Genomic DNA, 15,655 nt, shown 5'->3' with positions numbered 1-15,655 from the left:
ATTGGGTTGCGGCATTCGCATTTTAAACGAGAATGGCGGCACCTGGGCAAAGACAAGCGTGCCGGCAGGAGTCAAGCTGCGCTTTCCTCAGGTTGGCGGTCCCAGGCGGGGAAGGGGTCGTTGAAGTCCGCCCATGCCTGCATGCCGAGCCTGAGTTCGGCATCGGTCAGCAGGCAATGGTCGAACTCCTGTCTCAGGGCGGCTTCGTCCATCCTGCTGCCGATCAGCACAATCTCCTGCTGGCGGTCGCCGAATTCGCCGGAAAAGCGCGAGCGGATGGTGTTGAGCGATTCCATATCCTCGGGCCAGTAGGGCTTGGGCGTGGCGGCCCACCAGTATCCGGCCGGTCCGTGCCGGGTGATGGAACCGGCCTGCGACCAGCTGCCGCAATAGGCGGGGCGGCTCGCAATCCAGAAATGCCCCTTGGAGCGGATGACGTTCGGCCACTCGCGTGAGAACCATCGCCACAGCCTTTCCGGGTGGAAAGGTCGGCGCGCGCGGTAAACGAAGCTCGTAATGCCGTATTGCTCGGTCTCCGGCGTATGCTCGCCGCGCAACTCCCTGAGCCAGCCGGGGGCAGACTGGGCTTCGGCAAAATCGAACAGCCCGGTGTCGAGCACCTGGTCGAGCGGCACGCGGCCGAATTCGCTTTCCACGATCCGGGCGCGCGGATTGAAGCTTTTCAGGATGCCGTGCAATTGCTGCAATGCCTCCTGGCCGACCAGGTCGGTCTTGTTCAGCACGATGACGTCGCAGAACTCGACCTGTTCGATCAACAGGTCGACGACGGTGCGCTCGTCGCCTTCGCCCATCGAGGAGCCGCGTTGCGCCAGCATGTCGCGCGAGGCATAGTCGCGCAGGAAGTTGAAAGCATCCACCACAGTGACCATGGTGTCGAGCCGTGCGATGTCGGAAAGGCTGATGCCGTTTTCATCGCGGAAGGTAAAGGTCTCGGCGACGGGAAGCGGCTCGGAAATGCCGGTGGATTCGATCAGCAGGTAGTCGAAGCGTCCGGCTTCCGCCAAGCGCTTGATCTCGACCAGCAGGTCTTCGCGCAGGGTGCAGCAGATGCAGCCGTTGCTCATTTCCACCAGTTTTTCCTCTGAGCGCGACAAATCGGCCCCGCCTTCGCGGACGAGTTGCGCGTCGATATTGACTTCCGACATGTCGTTGACGATGACGGCGACGCGCTTGTCCTCGCGGTTGTTCAGGATATGGTTGAGCAGGGTGGTCTTACCCGCACCGAGAAAGCCGGACAGCACGGTGACGGGGAGTTTGCGGGTAGTGTGCATGGTGGCTCCTGGGTTTGCTTGATTCTTGAGGATGGCTAGCAAAACGCTCCCGGCTTTTCTGTTGCTCGCGGGCAGAGTGCTTGTCCGGGATCGTTTCGCTGAGCTTGGTCAGCCGTTCCTAATGATTGAATTGCCGCTCGCGCCTTTCATGGCGCTCCTGCGCTTCCACCGAAAGGGTAGCGGTCGGTCGGGCCAGCAGGCGCTGCAGGCCGATGGGCTCGCCGGATTCTTCGCAATAGCCATATACGCCGTCGCGGATACGCTGCAATGCCGCGTTGATTTTCTTTTCCAGCTTGCGTTCCCGATCGCGCGTGCGCAACTCCAGCGAATGCAGTTCTTCCTGCGTGGCGCGGTCTGCCGGATCGGGAAATTCCTCATGCTCCCTTAGGTGCTTGCCGGTTTCGGCGGCGTTGTCGCGGATATGCGCAAGCTGCTGTTCGAGTAAACGCTGGAAGAAGGCGAGTTGCTGCGGATTCATGTATTGCTCATCCGGCATGGAGAGCAATGCTTCAATGCTGGCGATATCAGGACTCGGCATGGTTTTTAAGGTATTTGTGCAACATTATTGCATTTTAAGGTGTGGTGCTTATTTTTGCAACTATGTTGCATTTAATATTGGGGAGGTGGAATAGATGTCTGGATGGGAAATATTGAAATTGGCCAGCGATATGTGAAAGGCTGGCCTAAACTAGGTTAGTTTTTCGCGGAATTACAATGGTCGCACTGACCTTTTATATTGAGTTCGACCGACTCGACGGTAAAATGCGAGGGTACGCTATTGGGAATGCGCGGCTTGACTTCGTCCAGGCAGAATATTTTGCCGCAGGACGAGCATTCGAAATGCGCGTGCTGGTGCTTGGCGTTGCGCAGGGTCAGTTGAAAACGCCTGGCGCGGTCTTCTCCCATGATGGGATGCACAAGGTTGTGTTCCACAAGCCAGTCAAGGACGCGGTACAGGGTCACGCGGTCAAACGGCGCATCCTGGGTCAATGTGTGCAGCAACTCATGGTGCGTGAGCGGAAATTCCGATTCCAGCAGGATGTTCAATACGGCAACACGGGAAGAGGTGGGGCGTTGCCCAATCTCATGTATCATTCGTTCGGCTTTGTGCATAGCCGGTAAATTACAGACAATCAACGCGTGCCGTCAACTGGGTACGCTAAAAAAGCAGGATTATGAACGTATTTTTTGAAGAAGAGGGCAGTTTCAAGGTTGCCTCGGTCATGACGGAAAACCCCGGCTCTCTCCAGGTGGAATCCATTTCCGGCAAACGCTCCAAGATCAAGTCCTCCAATGTGCTGATGCATTTTGAAGGTGCGTTGTCGGGGTTTATGGAAAACGCCGCCGCCGAAGCCGAGACGCTGGATGTGCCTTTCCTGTGGGAATGCTGCGACGAGGCGGAGTTTGGTTTTGATGAGCTGGCGCAGGAGTATTACGGCGGCAAGCCTACCGCTACCCAATCCGCGGCGATTGCACTTCGCCTGCACGGCAACCCCATGTATTTCTATCGCAAGGGCAAGGGCCGCTACAAGGCGGCACCCGAGGAAACCTTGCAGGCGGCATTGGCCGGCCTGGAGAAAAAGCGCCTGCAGGCTGAAAAAGTGGCGCAATATGTGGAGCAGCTCAAGAGCGGGCAATTGCCTGCCGAATTTGATGCCAAGGTGATTGATGCCTTGCTCTATCAGCCCGACAAGAACAGCCTGGAGTGGAAGGCGCTGGACCAGGCGGCGACAGAGACCCATCAGCACATGGTGCGCGTGCTGGCGGCATGTGGTGCCATTTCTTCTGAATATGATTACCATTTGGGCGCTTTCCTGCGCGAGTATTTTGCCGAGGGCGAGGGCTTCCCGGCCTTTGAACCTCTAGTGCTGCCACAGGATCTGCCACGCGTCGAGGCAGAAGCATTCAGTGTTGATGACAGCAACACCACGGAGATTGATGATGCCTTTACCCTGGTGCCGCTGGCCGACGGCGTGACCCGCGTCGGCATCCATATCGCAGCACCCGCGCTGGGCATCGAACCGGACAGCGCGCTGGACCAGGTGGCGCTGCAGCGTTTGTCCACGGTGTATATGCCTGGCAACAAGATCACCATGCTGCCAGAAGACGTGGTAACCCCATTCAGTCTCAACGAAGGGGAATGGCGGCCCGCCTTGTCGCTTTACCTGGATGTCGCGCCCGATTTTAGCATTCTCGCGCGCGAAAGCCGGGTGGAGCAGGTCAAGGTGGCGGCCAATTTGCGTCACGACACGCTGGAACCCTATTTCAACGAAAACACGCTGGAGCAGGATAGCGGGCATCCTTATTGGCACAAGCTGCTGTTCCTGTTTCAGCTGGCCGAGGCGCTGGAAAAGGGGCGGGGCAAATACGACCCGACCCGTCCGCCGCAGACCGACTATAACTTCTATGTGCGGAACGGTCGCGTGAGCATTGTCGGCCGCCGTCGCGGCGCGCCGATCGACAAGCTGGTGTCGGAACTCATGATCGAGGCCAATAGCCATTGGGGCGGGTTGCTCGCGGAGCACCACGTGCCGGGCATCTACCGCGCCCAGGGCAACGGCAAGGTGTATATGACGGTCAAGGCCGAGCCGCACCAGGGGCTGGGCGTCGATCAATATAGCTGGAGCACGTCGCCGTTGCGCCGCGCGGTCGATCTCGTCAACCAGCGTCAGATCATCTCGGTGGTGCAGGAACAGGAGCCTGTGTACCCGCAAGGCAGCGACGATATTGTCGTCGTCATGCGCAATTTCGACCTGACCTACAACGCCTATGGCGACTTCCAGACGCGCATGGAGCGCTACTGGTGCCTGCAATATCTGTTGCAGGAGGATATTCATGAAATCGGCGCGACGGTCTGGCGCGAAAGCCTGGTCAGGCTGGACGGCATGCCGCTGATGGTCAAGGTGCACGGCATGCCAGAGCTGGCGCCGGGCAGCCGTGTGCTGATCGAGATACAGAAGGTGGATACCTTGCTGATCGAGCTGGAAAGCCGCTTCAAGTCCGTGGAGCATCACGAGGCGACTGCAGAAAACGAGGCTGCCTGATGCTGAGGGTGGGCAGAAAAATTGCACGCAGCATCCATAAGTCAATCACCAACGAGGATCGAGTGGATGTCAGTGAGGTGGATGGGGTGCGCTCCCTGCACCTGGGTTCGGATACCATTCAGAGCTCGATGCGGGTCAAGGAACCGAATGCGCTGGAGCTGCGCTATTCGCGCGGCATGATGGTCTACCTGCTGTTCCAGAAGCAGCCGCGCGACCTTGTCGTGCTCGGCCTCGGCGGCGGCTCGATTCCCAAATATGTTTATCATCATCTGCCGCAGGTCAGAACGCGCGTAGTAGAAATCAACCCACGCATTATCGAGGTCGCGCGTAGCCATTTTTATACACCGGAAAATGACCAGCGCTTCGAGATTATCGAAGGCGATGCGGTGGCTTTTCTGCATGACAATCCGGCCACAACTTCTATGTTGATGATGGATGCCTTTGGCAGCAGCGGCTTGCCTGCAGAGTTATGCTCGCAGGATTTTTTCGATTCCTGTTTCGAGGCCATCACGCTGGATGGCATGTGTGCCATCAACCTCTGGGGCAGCGACAAAAACTATGATGTTTACCTGCAACGCATCGAGACCAGCTTTCACGGCCGCATGCTGGTCATGCCCACCGGCAGGCCGGGTAACGTGGTGGTGTTTGGCTTCAAGCGCGCACCCAACGACTTGCGCTGGAGCACCTTGCGCGTACGCGCCAAGGCGCTGGAGGTGGAGCACAAGATCGAATTCCTGGAGTTCGTCGAGCGCTTGCGTGAGCACAACCCCAGCACCAACAACCGCTTGCTGTTTGAATCCTGAATAAGGCTATCTATGCATTATCAATTTTTCGCCACTTGTCCACGCGGGCTGGAGTCCCTGCTGGAAGAAGAGCTCAAGGGGCTGCACGCCCGCCAGGTCACGCCCACGGACGGCGGCGTCGGCTTTGCCGGCGACCTGCTGCTCTGCTATCGTGCCAACCTGGAAAGCCGCATCGCGACGCGTATTCTGTTGCGGGTCGCCAAAGGGCATTACAGCAACGAGGACGAGCTGTACCAGAGCGCGTGCAAGGTGGACTGGAGCGAATGGTTCGACGTCGAGCAGGACTTCATGGTCAAGGTCACGGGCGTCAAATGCCCGCTCAAGAGCCTGGAATTCGCCACGCTGCGCATCAAGGACGCCGTCTGCGACCGCTTCAGAGAAGGAGTCGGCAGCCGTCCCTCGATTGATACGCGCGAGCCGGATGTGCGCATTCATGCCTATCTCGGCGCGGAGGAGTACCAGTTATATGTTGATACCTCGGGCAACCCCCTGTACCAGCGTGGATTGCGCCGCGCCAGCATAGAGGCGCCGCTGCGCGAGAATCTGGCTGCGGGCATCCTCAAGCTTTCCGGCTGGCAGCCCGGCACGCCGTTGCTGGATCCGATGTGTGGCAGCGGCACCTTCCTGCTGGAAGCGGCCATGATTGCGCTGGATATCGCGCCGGGCAGCAACCGCAGCTTTGGCTTCGAAAAACTGCGCAATTTCAATGCCGCCGCCTGGCAATCCCTGCGCAAACAAGCTAAGTCGCGCGCCAAGCCGGTGACTTTCCAGAAGCTGTACGGCAGCGATGCAGATTTGCGCGCCGTGCGCGTCACGCGCAAGAACCTGGAGCAAGCAGGCTTGCTCAATGCCGTGCAGGTGGCGCACCGCGATTTCGTCGAGGTTGTCCCGCCTGCTGCGGAAGGCGTGCTGGTTGCCAACCCTCCTTATGGCGTGCGTATCGGCGAGGACGAGGAACTCGCGGCGCTGTATCCGAAGATGGGCGAAGTGCTCAAAAAGCAGTTTGCCGGCTGGAACGCCTATTTCCTCACCAACGACATGCGTCTGCCCAAGCTCATGCGCCTCGCGCCCAGCAAGCGCACACCGCTCTTCAATGGCGCGCTGGAGTGTCGCCTGTTCGAGATCAAGATGGTGGCAGGCTCCAACCGCAAGGAGAAACTCCATGACTGAGCCGCAACAGGATTCCCTGGCAAACCTGCGCGCGCGCATCAACCAGTTCGTCGCGGAGCGCGAATGGGACCAGTTCCATACGCCCAAGAACCTGGCGATGGCGATGATCGTCGAAGCGGCGGAAGTGGTGGAGCATTTCCAGTGGGACACGCCGCAGGAAAGCGCGGCCTTGAGCGATGAGCGCAAAATCGAGATCGGCCACGAACTGGCGGATACGTTCGTTTACCTGTTACGCATTGCAGAGGTGTGCGGCATAGACCTGATTGCCGCTGCCAATGCCAAGATAGACCTCAACGCAAAGAAATATCCGGTGGAAAAGGCCAGAGGCAGCAATGCCAAATACACGGCGTATCAGGAGTAATATTATGTCGAGGGTAGTTGCCTGACTGCCAGCTATCATCGAAATTCAACCATCTTAAAGAAGAAGTGCCAGCCATGTTGCCAGTGAAAGAAACTACGCCGCAGACCATCTACCTCAAGGACTACACTCCCGCGCCTTACCTGGCATCGGATATCAGCCTCAGGTTTGAGCTGTTCGAGGACAAGACTATCGTCAGGTCGGAAGTGGTCTATAGCAGGAACCCGGCAGCCGTTTCCCGGCAATTAGTGTTGAACGGGCAGGACCAGCGCATTCTGGCGGTGGAACTGGATGGCAAGCCATTTACAGGCTACCGGCTGGAAGATGACGCGCTCATCATCGAAGAGCCAGCGGAACAGTTCACACTGACCATTACTTCCGAGATACACCCGGAATCCAATACCGCGCTGGAAGGCTTATACAAATCGCAAGGGACATTCTGCACGCAGTGCGAGGCGGAAGGCTTCCGCCGCATCACCTTTTTCCAGGACCGGCCGGATGTGTTGAGTATTTTCTCAGTGCGCATCGAGGCGGACAAGGCCCGCTACCCGGTGCTGCTGTCCAACGGCAACCTGGCGGCTTCTGGCGAGATCGGCGATGATCGCCACTTCACCGAATGGCGCGATCCGTTCCCCAAGCCTTGCTATCTGTTTGCCCTGGTCGCCGGCGACCTGGTCCGTATCGCCGACACTTTCCAGACCCGTTCTGGCCGCCATGTGGATCTGCATATCTATGTCAGGCAAGGCGACGAAGGGCAGTGCGGCCATGCCATGGCTTCCTTGAAAAAGGCCATGCAGTGGGACGAGGAAAAGTACGGTCGCGAATATCAGCTCGATCTGTTCAACATTGTGGCGGTCAGCGATTTCAACATGGGAGCGATGGAAAATACCTCGCTCAATATTTTCAACACCAAGCTGGTGCTGGCGCACCAGGAAACGGCGACCGATGCGGATTTTCTCAGCGTCGAGGCGGTGATTGCGCATGAGTATTTTCATAACTGGACCGGTAACCGCGTGACATGCCGCGACTGGTTCCAGTTGTCGCTGAAGGAGGGGTTGACCGTGTTCCGTGATCAGGAATTCAGCGCAGATATGAACTCGCGCGCCGTGCAGCGGATCGACGACGTGGACCAGTTGCGCCGGCTGCAATTCCCCGAAGATGCCAGTCCGCTGGCGCATGCTGTGCAACCGGACAATTTCATCGAGATCAGCAATTTCTACACCATGACCGTGTATGAAAAAGGCGCAGAGCTCATTCGTATGCAGCATACCTTGCTGGGCGCGGACACCTACCGCAAGGCGACCGACCTGTATTTCGACCGCTACGACGGGCAAGCGGTCACGATCAACGATTTCGTGCAGTGCATGGCCGATGTCTCGGGCCGGGATATGTCGCAATTTTTCCTCTGGTACAAACAGGCGGGCACGCCAAGCCTGCAGGCGAGCGGCAGCTATAACCCAGAAAGCCGCCAATATACTTTGACGCTGAAGCAATCCCAGCCGGATACGCCGGGGCAGACCGATAAAAAGCCGCTGCTGATCCCGGTGGCGGTGGGCTTGCTCAATGAAGTGGGCGAGGAAACGCATGCCACCCGCATTCTGGAAATGACCGGGCGCGAGCAAAGCTTCGTTTTCGACGAGGTCGCTTCCCGGCCTGTGCCTTCCATCCTGCGCGGATTTTCCGCGCCGGTGAAGCTGACTACGGACCTCAGCGACGACGACTTGCGCCTGCTGCGGCTCAAGGATATTGATGGCTTCAACAAATGGGAAGCCGGGCAAACCATCGCGTTGCGTACCATCCATCGTCTGATAGCAAACCCCGAGGCCGATATTACGCAGTTTGTCGATGATGTCGGCATCCTGCTGGAGCAGGGCATGCATGAGGAGACCGACAAGGCGTTGCTCGCGCGGGCCTTGTCCTTGCCCTCGGTCGCCGTGATCGCGCAAGCGCAGGAGGTCGTCGATCCCGCGGCGATCGACCAGGCGCGCACCGCCATCCTGAAGGCCATCAAGCGCGCGCATAAGGATACGCTGGTGCGCCTCTACGAATGCAATGGCGGCAGTGGCGAGTTCTCCATCACGCCGCAGGCGATGGGACGCAGGGCGTTGCGGAATACCGTGCTTGAACTGCTGACCGTCACCAATGGCACTGGCTGCGCGGCGCGCGGCAAGGCGCATTACGAGCAGGCCGACAACATGACGGACCGGGTAGCGGCCTTGGCCAGCCTGGCCGACAGTCACCAGCCACAACGCGATGAAGTATTTGGCGATTTCTATGAGCGTTTCAAGGATTACCAACTTGTGGTGGACAAGTGGTTTTCGTTGCAGGCGATCGCCAACCGGGAAAGCATCTTCGAGGATTTCGCCCGCCTGCGCCAACATCCCGAGTTCAATATCAGGAACCCGAACCGCGTGCGCGCGCTTTACTCGGCATTTGCCGTCAATAACCCCGTGAAGTTTCATGATCCCAGCGGCCAGGGCTATGCCTTGGTCAGGGATGCCATCATTGAGCTGAATGCCATCAATCCGCAGATTGCTTCGCGCCAGATCACGCCATTCCGCGAATGGCGGCGCTATACGCCTGTATTGCAGATACAGATGAAAAATGCTTTGGAAACCATTATGGATACATCCGGACTTTCACGTGATGTATTCGAAGTGGTCAGCAAGTGTTTGAATTGAAATAATATCGATATATTTCCTCCTGGTTTGCTGCAATATGCAGCCAGGGGAATATTCATTTCTGCATTATTGTTGTATATTTAATGAAACAATTGTCGTTTAATCGGTAGGGATTCCAAAGGAGCGGGAAATGGATAACGGTGCAATTTGTACGGAAGGTGAGATCAGATCGCTGATGCATGCGTTTTATGCTGCTGTGCGCCAGGACGAGCGCCTGGGGCCGATCTTCAACGGACATATCAGCGACTGGGATGCCCACCTGAGCAAGCTGGAGGATTTCTGGTGCGCGATTCTGCTAGGAAGCCGGCGTTTTTCCGGGGCGCCCATGCCCAAGCACATTGCCTTGCCGGACCTGAGCGCGGAGCTGTTTGGACACTGGCTGGCCTTGTTCCACCAGGCCCTTGCCAACCAGCCCAACCGGGCCATGCAGGCCCAGGCCGAACTCATGGCAGGCAAGATTGCGAACAGCTTGTGGATGGGATACCAAATACATCGCAAACCGGGAGAGCTGCCGGAAGAACTGGCAGTGGCCTGACCTAAAGCGCGATGAAGGTGTCGCGGGCGTGCAGGGAGCCTAGTTCCATCGTTTCCTGATAGCGGAAGCCAGCGCCCGAGACGCCGAATTGTACGATTAGGACGTCGCGTTCCTTGCTGCTGCGATTGGGTTCGCCGCCGTGCAGTAACTGTGGGTGGATCGCCAGCACGTCGCCTGCGGCAAGGCTGGGGTAAATAACGGCGCTGCCGTCCAGTTCGTTTTTCCTGATTTTGTTCAAGTGGCTACCCGGCATCACCGCGGTGCCACCATTTTCCTGCGACATGCCCTGCAGCGGAATCAACAGGCGCAGGAAGCGGTCGTCGTCAGGGCAGAAATAAGTAGTTTCCGCATCGCGGTGCCAACTGATCGACGGCCCGATACCTGCCGGTTTGCGCGTGAGGTTGGAGTAGTGGAAAACGACATGCCTCAATTCCACATCCAGCAGGCTGGCCGCGATTGACCATAGCGCTGGTTCTGAGAGCAGCGGCCCAAAGCACCTGTCTACCGCCAGCAGATCCCCGATGATGTAAGGCTCATTGAGGAATGCGCTGCCGTCGACACTCGGGTTGCGGTGCGGACTGGCCTGCGCAAACTCCCCCAGGCTGACCCCATTGGCATGCGTGACAGGCTCTGTTTCCCGATAGCGCTGGATAGCGGATGCAGCGGCGGCATGCGCCTGCGTCAGCCAGGTTTTGGGTAGCGCGGCGTTGAATACCTGATAGCCGAGAATGAGATACGGGGAAGAGCTCAAGGAGTGAGTAAAAAAGACAAAAACATGAAAACACAGCCGCAACTAGGCTACGGCTGTGCAATTACGGTATTTACAGAACGGCCAGCGCGGCATCGTAGTTAGGTTCGTTGGCGATTTCGCTGACCAGCTCGCTGTGCAGCACCTTGTTGTTTTCATCAAGCACAACCACCGCGCGTGCAGTCAGGCCTGCAAGGCTGCTGTCCACAATTTGCACGCCGTAATCCTTGGAGAATTTGGCGGTGTCGCGGAAAGTGGAGAGGGTCACGACGTTTTCCAGGCCTTCGGCGCCGCAGAAGCGGCTCTGTGCGAATGGCAGGTCGGCAGAAATGCACAGCACCACGGTATTGTCGAGGCCGCTGGCCTGCTTGTTGAACGTGCGCACAGATGTGGCGCAAGTCGGCGTATCGACGCTGGGGAAAATATTCAATATTTTGCGCTTGCCAGTGAAGTCGGCCAGGCCGACCAGGTTGCGCTTTGCATCTGCCAGCTGGAAATCAGGGGCGGTTTCGCCTGTTTGCGGCAGGTTACCGCCGATCTGTACAGGATTGCCTTTGAGAGTCACGGTTGCCATGGATTATGTCCTTTTCTAATGGTTGAGTAGGTTTGAGGGTAGACCAGTCACAGAGTTTCCTGACTACCAAAGCTCCACTATTACAAAGCTTCGCTTAGGTAGCCGATGGTCATGGTCTGATTGTGCAATACGCTATCTGTAGTGTTGGGCCGAGGGCAGAACTCGCCGTAAGAGTAAAAACCGGTCAGCACGGTTTGGTGCCCCAATGCCTGCTGTACCGCATGGATTTCATCCGCAATCTGGTCAGCCATCACTAGTTTGCGCCCAACACAGCTGACACACAAGGCCAGCCCCGGCTGGCTGGTATTGAGATTGCCGGTAACCAGCCTGGCAGCGCCGCTTGCTCCTTCCACCAATCGGTCATGGTTGGTCTGGCAGAGTCGCACGGTTTCGCCTTCTTCGACATTGCCTGCGAAGGTCAAGCTGTTTTTTGCCGGGTCGATGGCGAGCAAGGTGCGCACTTTCTCTACTTCGCGCTTGCCTTCCTCAATGACGGCGAACGGGAAGCGCAGGCCGGAGCCGGGCAAAGTCTTGGCATTCTGGTCGCCGATATACATGCGATAGAGCGGCAAAGCCGGCTTACCGTCCATTTCGTAGACGATGTTTTTTTCGGATTTGGTGATCTTGCGCGGCGGGCCATAAGGCTTCCAGCCGCCGAGCGCCCCGCTGGCAGTAATCAGCTTGTCGCCGTACAAGCCAATTGCGATGACCAAACCTTCTTCCACACTGTCATTGAGGAGTTGCAGCGTTTTGGAGAATTCAGCATTGTCGCCTGCCATGCCGCCGACAATCGGTATATCTCCTAATACACTCTGGAAGCCTTGCAGTAATTCGGAGCCATTGATGTGCAGGCCATCAGAGAGCAGCAGCACGGTACGCAAATTGTCGGCCTTGAGCTGCTTGGCGAGATTGATGGCTGTCTCGGCGGAGGTCTGCATGTTGTTGGCGCGTGCGTAGGTGACACGCTGTGTGGATTTGTCCCATGTAATGGCGGTGATCTGTAGGCTGTCGTCGCTGACACCATCGGGGCCAATCTCACCGGAGGTAGTACAGCCGACGATCTGGGCAGTAGGGTACCGAGCCTTGAGTTGTGCCGGAAGTTTGGCATCGCTGAAGCGCCTGACAGAGCCGAATACCAGCACCAGCTGCGCATTGGGCAACGGCGAGGATGGTGGCAAATCCTTGAGGCTCATCTTTGCCGTAAGGGCTTCTTGTCTGACTTGCATGATCTATGTTCCCTACAGGGCCGCTTATTAAGATGGAGTGCGGTATTTTGTGTTATTGGAGATATTGTTTTTGTATGCCGGTATAAATCATCATGCCCGGCCGAGCAGCTTATTTAACCTTTTTGTTCAGGGATTGACAACCCGCTTTTGCAGGTGTGGTATTGCGCCGCGTTGAACTCTATAGATAGAATGGCTGGAAACCGGGCATGCTGTTTTGTGTCCATACAAGCCTGCTGCTTGATGCAGCCTGCCAATACAACAGGGGATTAAAGGGTGGGGGAAACTGATCTATCTGGTGTGAAGGTCATGGTGATTGATGACAGTCAGACCATACGCAGAAGCGCTGAAATTTTCCTGCGTCAGTCAGGATGCGAGGTGTTTCTCGCCGAGGACGGGTTTGATGCCTTGTCCAAGATAGCCACGCATCTGCCGGACGTGATTTTCGTCGATATCATGATGCCGCGCTTGGATGGATACCAGACCTGCTCGCTGATCAAGCGCAATGCGCGCTTCAAGTTCATTCCGGTAATCATGCTTTCCAGCAAGGATGGCTTGTTTGATCGCGCGCGCGGACGCATGTCAGGCTCAGACCAATATCTCACCAAACCTTTCACACAAAACTCCCTGCTGGATGCAGTGCGACAGCATACGATGCATGCCACAGATAAATAACAGGGTGACATAACAGATGGCAATCAAGAAAATCCTGGTGGTTGACGATTCGGCGACTGACCGTTTGTATTTGAGCGAGATGCTGCAAAAGGCGGGTTTTGAGGTTAATACTGCCGAAGATGGCCAGGACTGCCTGGACAAGGTCAATGACTCCATGCCGGATCTGGTGCTAATGGATGTGGTCATGCCACGGCTCAATGGTTTCCAGGCAACGCGCGCTTTATCCAAAAATCCTGCAACAGCGCATATTCCCGTGATTGTCTGTACCGGCAAGGGTCAGGCGACCGATCGCCTGTGGGCGCTACGGCAAGGCGCCAAGGCCTGCGTGATCAAGCCTGTGGATTACGACGAATTGCTGGGCAAGATTGCAGAGTTGGGCTGAGATGAGCAAATCCAGACTCAATTTGCAGGAATACCAGCAATATATTCTTGAGCGGCTGCAACACGTCAGCGAAGCGCAGGAGGTCGATAGCGCATGGTTGGGCGTCTATGCCGGCGGCCAGCGCTATCTGGTGTCCCTGCATGAAATCAGCGAAGTGTTGCCCGTTCCGGAGATTTTGCATGTGCCGCTGACGCAAGCCTGGTTTTTAGGTATGGCCAATGTGCGCGGCAATCTGTACGCCATCACGGACATGGCGCAATTCTTCGGCATCAGGCAGCAACAGCCGGTCCTTATGGCGGATAGCCGCATACTGCTGGCGCATGATGATTTTGACCTCAATGCCGGCTTCCTGATTGATGGTCTGGCAGGGTTGCGCAATCTGGGCGAGTTGAAACCGCTGGGACTGGTGGCGGATGTGCCCGACTATGTGACCGCACGATACGAGGATCAACAGCACAACCAATGGGAGGCGCTGGATATGGCGCGGCTCCTGGGTAAAAGGGAATTTCTTCAGGTTGCGGCCTGAAAGAGCACTGGGAGACATCAATGGCACTGGATTTTTTCGCTTTTAAAAAATTATTCGGCAAAAAGGCAGCGGCAGGAGGTTCCGATGAAGTCGGAAAAAGCAACCGGCTCACCTTGGTTGCATTGCTGCTGGCGCTGGTACTGGCCTTGCTTGGGTTGGGCTTGAATCAGTTCCAGGCGGCGCGGAACAATCAATTCACTGATACCGTGATTTCCCTCAATGCAGCCATGCAGCAGGTGGCGCGTGATGCCGCAATGAAGGATGCAGGCGATGCCGCCGCGGCAGACCGCATGCGTGGCGCATTGGACCAGGCGACTAGTGACCTTGCCGGGGTGCGCGACTTACAGGACGCGGCAATACTGAAAACAGCGGATGCCCAGGCAAGCCTGCAGCAATTGGAGCGGGCATGGACAAATCTGAAGAGCCAGGCGCAGTCGGGCGAGCTAACTGGACTGGCTGCTGCCAGCGATGACACCATGCGGGCAGCGCATCAGATGCGCTCAAGCTACCAGGAGCAAGGTAAGGCTGGCTGGTGGCTGGCGCTCTCCGTGGTGGCAAGCATTGTGGTGCTGGCGCTGGTTGTGCGCATGGGATATCAGCAGGTGACAGGCGCGCGTGAGCGGTTCGAGGAAATCGAGCAGACCAACCTCAATAACCAGGAAGCGATTCTGAACCTCCTGGATGAAATGGGCGACCTCGCTGATGGCGATCTGACCGTGAAGGCTGAGGTGGCGGAAAACGTGATTGGCGCGATCGCCGACTCCATCAACTACACCATTGATAGCCTGCGTGACCTGGTCACCGAGATCAACCGCGCGACAGAGCAGGTGAACCAGGCGACAGCTCAGGCGCAGGATACTTCCAGTGCGCTGCTGAATGCAGCCGAACTTCAATCGCAGCAAATCACCGAAACAGGGGAGGCCGTCAACCACATGACCCAGTCCATCCTGCAGATTTCCGGGAACGCCGAGGAAGCCTCCAGTGTGGCGCGCCGCTCTCTGGATGCGACCAATCAGGGTGCGCGGGCTGTGCAGAATACCATTGTCGGGATGAATGAAATTCGCACGCAGATTCAGGAAACATCAAAAAGAATCAAGAGATTGGGCGAGAGTTCTCAGGAAATTAGTGAAATCGTTGACCTTATTTCCGATATTACCGAGCAGACCAATATCCTGGCCTTGAATGCAGCGATCCAAGCTGCTTCCGCAGGCGAGGCAGGCCGTGGCTTCACGGTGGTGGCGGAAGAAGTGCAGCGTTTGGCCGAGCGCTCTTCCGAAGCCACCAAGCAGATCGGCGCGATTGTGAAAACCATCCAGACAGATACCAATAGCGCTGTGGCAGCGATGGAAAAAAGCACGGAAGGCGTGGTGGAAGGGGCAAGGTTATCCGATGCTGCGGGCCAGGCCTTGAGTGAAATCGATAACGTGACCAATAGCCTGGCGCGGTTGATCGAGGAAATTTCCAATGCGACAGAAGCGCAGACCAAGGCTGCTGCAACCGTAAGCTTGAATATGCAGCAAATTCAAAATATTACCTTGCAAACTTCAGAAGGTACGCGAAAAACTGCCAGTTCGATAGGCCAGCTCACCACGCTTGCAGAAGAGCTGCGCTCTTCAGTTGCAGGCTTCAAGCTGCATTAGGATC

At 57.0% G+C, this 15,655-nt stretch carries 16 protein-coding genes; 10 read left to right on the top strand and 6 right to left on the bottom strand.

What is annotated here, in order from left to right:
• Nucleotides 1-71: 71 nt before the first annotated feature.
• The 3 genes from zigA to V7Z75_RS01865 all read right to left on the bottom strand — a co-directional run bounded on the left by zigA (nt 72) and on the right by V7Z75_RS01865 (nt 2,387).
• Entirely contained in the window at nt 72-1,292 is a 1,221-nt protein-coding gene (zigA, locus tag V7Z75_RS01875) for a zinc metallochaperone GTPase ZigA (RefSeq protein WP_334106753.1), read from the bottom strand.
• 118 nt (nt 1,293-1,410) lie between these two features.
• Nucleotides 1,411-1,830, bottom strand: coding sequence for an RNA polymerase-binding protein DksA (gene dksA, locus V7Z75_RS01870; protein ID WP_334106751.1), 420 nt, complete (start codon nt 1,828-1,830; stop codon nt 1,411-1,413).
• 155 nt (nt 1,831-1,985) lie between these two features.
• A complete protein-coding gene (locus V7Z75_RS01865; protein WP_334106749.1) occupies nt 1,986-2,387 on the bottom strand; it encodes a Fur family transcriptional regulator in 402 nt (133 codons plus the stop codon).
• A gap of 80 nt (nt 2,388-2,467) precedes the next feature.
• On the opposite strand from V7Z75_RS01865, the gene V7Z75_RS01860 reads away from it, so the two are divergent.
• The 6 genes from V7Z75_RS01860 (at nt 2,468) to V7Z75_RS01835 (ending at nt 9,883) form a co-directional block, all read left to right on the top strand.
• Entirely contained in the window at nt 2,468-4,336 is a 1,869-nt protein-coding gene (locus V7Z75_RS01860; RefSeq protein WP_334106748.1) for a ribonuclease catalytic domain-containing protein, read from the top strand.
• Complete coding sequence (locus V7Z75_RS01855; RefSeq protein ID WP_334106746.1) at nt 4,336-5,139, top strand: polyamine aminopropyltransferase; 804 nt, start codon at nt 4,336-4,338, stop codon at nt 5,137-5,139. Before V7Z75_RS01860 ends, V7Z75_RS01855 begins: the two co-directional genes overlap by 1 nt.
• Before the next feature lie 12 nt (nt 5,140-5,151).
• Nucleotides 5,152-6,309 (top strand): THUMP domain-containing class I SAM-dependent RNA methyltransferase, encoded by a 1,158-nt coding sequence (locus V7Z75_RS01850; RefSeq protein ID WP_334106744.1) that lies wholly within the window; start codon nt 5,152-5,154, stop codon nt 6,307-6,309.
• The gene (locus tag V7Z75_RS01845) at nt 6,302-6,670 is read left to right on the top strand and encodes a nucleotide pyrophosphohydrolase (RefSeq protein ID WP_334106743.1); all 369 of its coding nucleotides are present in this window, start codon (nt 6,302-6,304) and stop codon (nt 6,668-6,670) included. Before V7Z75_RS01850 ends, V7Z75_RS01845 begins: the two co-directional genes overlap by 8 nt.
• Nucleotides 6,671-6,744: 74 nt before the next feature.
• Nucleotides 6,745-9,348: an aminopeptidase N gene (pepN, locus tag V7Z75_RS01840; RefSeq protein WP_334106741.1), complete on the top strand. Its 2,604-nt coding sequence runs from the start codon at nt 6,745-6,747 to the stop codon at nt 9,346-9,348.
• A gap of 130 nt (nt 9,349-9,478) precedes the next feature.
• Nucleotides 9,479-9,883 carry a group III truncated hemoglobin gene (locus V7Z75_RS01835; protein WP_334106740.1) on the top strand — a complete coding sequence of 135 codons (405 nt, stop codon included), beginning with the start codon at nt 9,479-9,481 and terminating at the stop codon, nt 9,881-9,883.
• 1 nt (nt 9,884) lies between these two features.
• On the opposite strand, the gene V7Z75_RS01830 is transcribed toward V7Z75_RS01835, so the two are convergent.
• The 3 genes from V7Z75_RS01830 to V7Z75_RS01820 all read right to left on the bottom strand — a co-directional run bounded on the left by V7Z75_RS01830 (nt 9,885) and on the right by V7Z75_RS01820 (nt 12,431).
• Entirely contained in the window at nt 9,885-10,634 is a 750-nt protein-coding gene (locus V7Z75_RS01830; protein ID WP_334106739.1) for a phytanoyl-CoA dioxygenase family protein, read from the bottom strand.
• Nucleotides 10,635-10,704: 70 nt separating this feature from the next.
• Nucleotides 10,705-11,205: a thiol peroxidase gene (tpx, locus tag V7Z75_RS01825; protein ID WP_334106737.1), complete on the bottom strand. Its 501-nt coding sequence runs from the start codon at nt 11,203-11,205 to the stop codon at nt 10,705-10,707.
• 80 nt (nt 11,206-11,285) lie between these two features.
• Nucleotides 11,286-12,431: an FIST signal transduction protein gene (locus tag V7Z75_RS01820; RefSeq protein ID WP_334106736.1), complete on the bottom strand. Its 1,146-nt coding sequence runs from the start codon at nt 12,429-12,431 to the stop codon at nt 11,286-11,288.
• Between the two features lie 306 nt (nt 12,432-12,737).
• Between V7Z75_RS01820 and V7Z75_RS01815 the strand changes: the two genes are divergently transcribed.
• Genes V7Z75_RS01815 through V7Z75_RS01800 form a run of 4 tightly spaced genes read left to right on the top strand, consistent with a single transcriptional unit; the run spans nt 12,738 to nt 15,651 of the window.
• Nucleotides 12,738-13,103, top strand: a complete 366-nt coding sequence (locus V7Z75_RS01815; protein ID WP_334106884.1) for a response regulator — start codon at nt 12,738-12,740, stop codon at nt 13,101-13,103.
• Nucleotides 13,104-13,119: 16 nt separating this feature from the next.
• Nucleotides 13,120-13,485, top strand: a complete 366-nt coding sequence (locus V7Z75_RS01810) for a response regulator (protein ID WP_334106735.1) — start codon at nt 13,120-13,122, stop codon at nt 13,483-13,485.
• A gap of 1 nt (nt 13,486) precedes the next feature.
• Nucleotides 13,487-14,011 carry a chemotaxis protein CheW gene (locus V7Z75_RS01805; RefSeq protein WP_334106734.1) on the top strand — a complete coding sequence of 175 codons (525 nt, stop codon included), beginning with the start codon at nt 13,487-13,489 and terminating at the stop codon, nt 14,009-14,011.
• A 20-nt stretch (nt 14,012-14,031) separates the two neighbouring features.
• Nucleotides 14,032-15,651 carry a methyl-accepting chemotaxis protein gene (locus V7Z75_RS01800; protein WP_334106732.1) on the top strand — a complete coding sequence of 540 codons (1,620 nt, stop codon included), beginning with the start codon at nt 14,032-14,034 and terminating at the stop codon, nt 15,649-15,651.
• Nucleotides 15,652-15,655: the final 4 nt, after the last annotated feature.

Source organism: Methylobacillus sp. (assembly GCF_036844465.1).
In the GTDB taxonomy this organism is placed as follows: domain Bacteria; phylum Pseudomonadota; class Gammaproteobacteria; order Burkholderiales; family Methylophilaceae; genus Methylobacillus.
Note: the sequence above shows the minus strand (reverse complement) of the source record. Positions and strands in the feature narration are given on the sequence as shown.

Coding starts and splice junctions, on each gene's coding strand:
- V7Z75_RS01860 (WP_334106748.1), top strand. CDS start 2,468: ATGAACGTATTTTTTGAAGAAGAGGGCAGTTTCAAGGTTGCCTCGGTC.
- dksA (WP_334106751.1), bottom strand. CDS start 1,830: ATGCCGAGTCCTGATATCGCCAGCATTGAAGCATTGCTCTCCATGCCG.
- zigA (WP_334106753.1), bottom strand. CDS start 1,292: ATGCACACTACCCGCAAACTCCCCGTCACCGTGCTGTCCGGCTTTCTC.
- V7Z75_RS01845 (WP_334106743.1), top strand. CDS start 6,302: ATGACTGAGCCGCAACAGGATTCCCTGGCAAACCTGCGCGCGCGCATC.
- V7Z75_RS01805 (WP_334106734.1), top strand. CDS start 13,487: ATGAGCAAATCCAGACTCAATTTGCAGGAATACCAGCAATATATTCTT.
- V7Z75_RS01810 (WP_334106735.1), top strand. CDS start 13,120: ATGGCAATCAAGAAAATCCTGGTGGTTGACGATTCGGCGACTGACCGT.
- V7Z75_RS01835 (WP_334106740.1), top strand. CDS start 9,479: ATGGATAACGGTGCAATTTGTACGGAAGGTGAGATCAGATCGCTGATG.
- V7Z75_RS01855 (WP_334106746.1), top strand. CDS start 4,336: ATGCTGAGGGTGGGCAGAAAAATTGCACGCAGCATCCATAAGTCAATC.
- V7Z75_RS01865 (WP_334106749.1), bottom strand. CDS start 2,387: ATGATACATGAGATTGGGCAACGCCCCACCTCTTCCCGTGTTGCCGTA.
- V7Z75_RS01820 (WP_334106736.1), bottom strand. CDS start 12,431: ATGCAAGTCAGACAAGAAGCCCTTACGGCAAAGATGAGCCTCAAGGAT.
- V7Z75_RS01850 (WP_334106744.1), top strand. CDS start 5,152: ATGCATTATCAATTTTTCGCCACTTGTCCACGCGGGCTGGAGTCCCTG.
- V7Z75_RS01800 (WP_334106732.1), top strand. CDS start 14,032: ATGGCACTGGATTTTTTCGCTTTTAAAAAATTATTCGGCAAAAAGGCA.
- pepN (WP_334106741.1), top strand. CDS start 6,745: ATGTTGCCAGTGAAAGAAACTACGCCGCAGACCATCTACCTCAAGGAC.
- tpx (WP_334106737.1), bottom strand. CDS start 11,205: ATGGCAACCGTGACTCTCAAAGGCAATCCTGTACAGATCGGCGGTAAC.
- V7Z75_RS01815 (WP_334106884.1), top strand. CDS start 12,738: ATGGTGATTGATGACAGTCAGACCATACGCAGAAGCGCTGAAATTTTC.